This is a genomic window from Streptococcus sp. GMD4S, from assembly GCF_000296955.1.
The window spans coordinates 1-2336 of the sequence record NZ_AJRE01000152.1 but is presented as its reverse complement, the minus strand read 5'-3'; the positions used below and the strand labels follow the sequence as shown (position 1 = coordinate 2336).

Sequence of the window (2336 nt, the reverse complement as noted above, 5' to 3'; positions counted from 1 at the left end):
CTTTGATGATTGCTGCGGATATTTACCGCCCAGCCGCCATCGACCAGTTGAAAACACTTGGACAGCAGATTGATGTTCCAGTCTTTGCTCTTGGAACAGAAGTACCAGCTGTTGAGATTGTCCGTCAAGGTTTGGAGCAAGCGCAAGCCAATCACAACGACTATGTCTTGATCGATACGGCAGGGCGTTTACAAATCGATGAACTTCTCATGAATGAGCTTCGTGATGTTAAAGCACTGGCTCAACCAAACGAAATCCTCCTTGTCATTGATGCCATGATCGGTCAGGAAGCGGCCAATGTCGCCCGTGAGTTTAATGCTCAGTTGGAAGTGACTGGGGTTATCCTTACCAAGATTGATGGGGATACTCGTGGTGGTGCAGCCTTGTCTGTTCGCCACATCACTGGTAAACCTATCAAGTTCACTGGTACGGGTGAAAAGATTACAGATATCGAAACCTTCCACCCAGATCGTATGTCAAGCCGTATCCTTGGTATGGGAGATATGCTGACCCTGATTGAGAAAGCTTCTCAAGAATACGATGAGCAAAAAGCCCTTGAAATGGCTGAGAAGATGCGTGAAAACACATTTGATTTCAATGATTTCATTGATCAATTGGATCAGGTGCAAAATATGGGGCCAATGGAAGACTTACTCAAGATGATTCCAGGTATGGCTAACAATCCAGCCCTTCAAAATATGAAGGTGGATGAGCGCCAGATTGCGCGCAAACGTGCCATTGTGTCTTCCATGACACCTGAGGAGCGTGAAAATCCTGATTTGTTAAATCCAAGTCGTCGCCGCCGTATTGCTGCTGGTTCTGGAAATACCTTTGTCGAAGTCAATAAATTTATCAAGGACTTTAATCAGGCTAAACAGCTCATGCAAGGTGTCATGTCTGGGGATATGAACAAGATGATGAAGCAGATGGGCATCAATCCCAATAACCTTCCAAAAAATATGCCAAATATGGGAGGGATGGATATGTCTGCCCTTGAAGGCATGATGGGACAAGGTGGCATGCCGGATATGTCAGGTCTCGGAGGAGCAGGCATGCCAGATATGAGCCAGATGTTCGGTGGTGGACTTAAAGGTAAAATCGGTGAATTTGCCATGAAACAGTCTATGAAACGCATGGCCAACAAAATGAAAAAAGCGAAGAAAAAACGCAAATAAAAAAGGAAAGCAGAAGTGCTTACCTTAAAAAGAACTCTGAATCCGATTCAGAGTTCTTTTGTGTTTGATTGGTTTATTCCCACTCAACAGTTGCAGGTGGTTTACTTGTAATGTCGTAGACGATACGGTTAACGTGATCCACTTCATTTACGATACGTACAGAGATTTTTTGAAGGACTTCCCAAGGAATCTTGGCAAAGTCAGCTGTCATACCATCGATAGAAGTAATGGCACGAATGGCGATGGTGTAGTCATAAGTACGACCGTCACCCATAACACCGACTGAACGAACGCCTGTGTTGACAGTAAAGTATTGCCAGATATCGCGGTCAAGACCAGCTTTAGCGATTTCTTCGCGAAGGATAGCATCAGACTCACGAACAGTTTCTAGTTTTTCTTCAGTGATTTCACCCATGACACGGATAGCAAGTCCTGGTCCTGGGAATGGTTGGCGCCATACGATGTGGTCTGGCATACCAAGCTCTGTACCGAGGGCACGGACTTCGTCTTTATAAAGAGTGTTCAATGGTTCAATCAGTTCAAACTGCATGTCTTCTGGAAGACCACCCACGTTGTGGTGTGATTTGATGGTTTGAGCAGTATCAGTTCCAGACTCAATCACATCAGTGTATAGTGTTCCTTGAGCAAGGAATTTCACATCTTTGAGCTTGCTTGCTTCGTCATCAAATACATAAACAAACTCATTACCGATGATTTTACGTTTTTGTTCAGGGTCAGAAACACCTGCAAGTTTGTCAAGGAAGCGTTTTGCAGCGTCTGCTTTGACGATATTCAACCCAAACTTACCACCAAGCATGTCCATAACTTGGTCTGCTTCCCCTTTACGGAGAAGACCGTGGTCTACAAAGATACAGATTAATTGATCACCAATCGCTTTTTGAAGAAGAACTCCAACAACAGAAGAGTCAACACCACCTGATAGACCTAGAAGAACACGCTTGTCACCTACAGTTTCACGGATTTTCTTGATCTGCATATCGATGAAGTTGTCCATTGACCAGTCACCCTTAGCTTTACAGATGTTAAGGGCAAAGTTGCGAAGGATATCATTCCCGTATACAGAATGGCGAACTTCTGGGTGGAATTGGATACCATAGATGTGCTTGTCAGGGTTTTCAATAGCTGCATAAGGACAGTCAG

2 protein-coding genes are annotated in these 2336 nt (G+C 44.4%); one reads left to right on the top strand and one right to left on the bottom strand.

Annotation, left to right across the window (positions count from 1 at the left end):
• On the top strand, positions 1-1175 hold a 1175-nt coding region (locus tag GMD4S_RS08015), incomplete at its 5' end, for a signal recognition particle protein (protein ID WP_000674944.1).
• A 73-nt stretch (positions 1176-1248) separates the two neighbouring features.
• Here GMD4S_RS08015 and guaA read toward each other — a convergent pair.
• Positions 1249-2336 (bottom strand): glutamine-hydrolyzing GMP synthase (gene guaA, locus GMD4S_RS08010; protein ID WP_001184357.1); only part of this gene is annotated, 1088 nt, incomplete at its 5' end.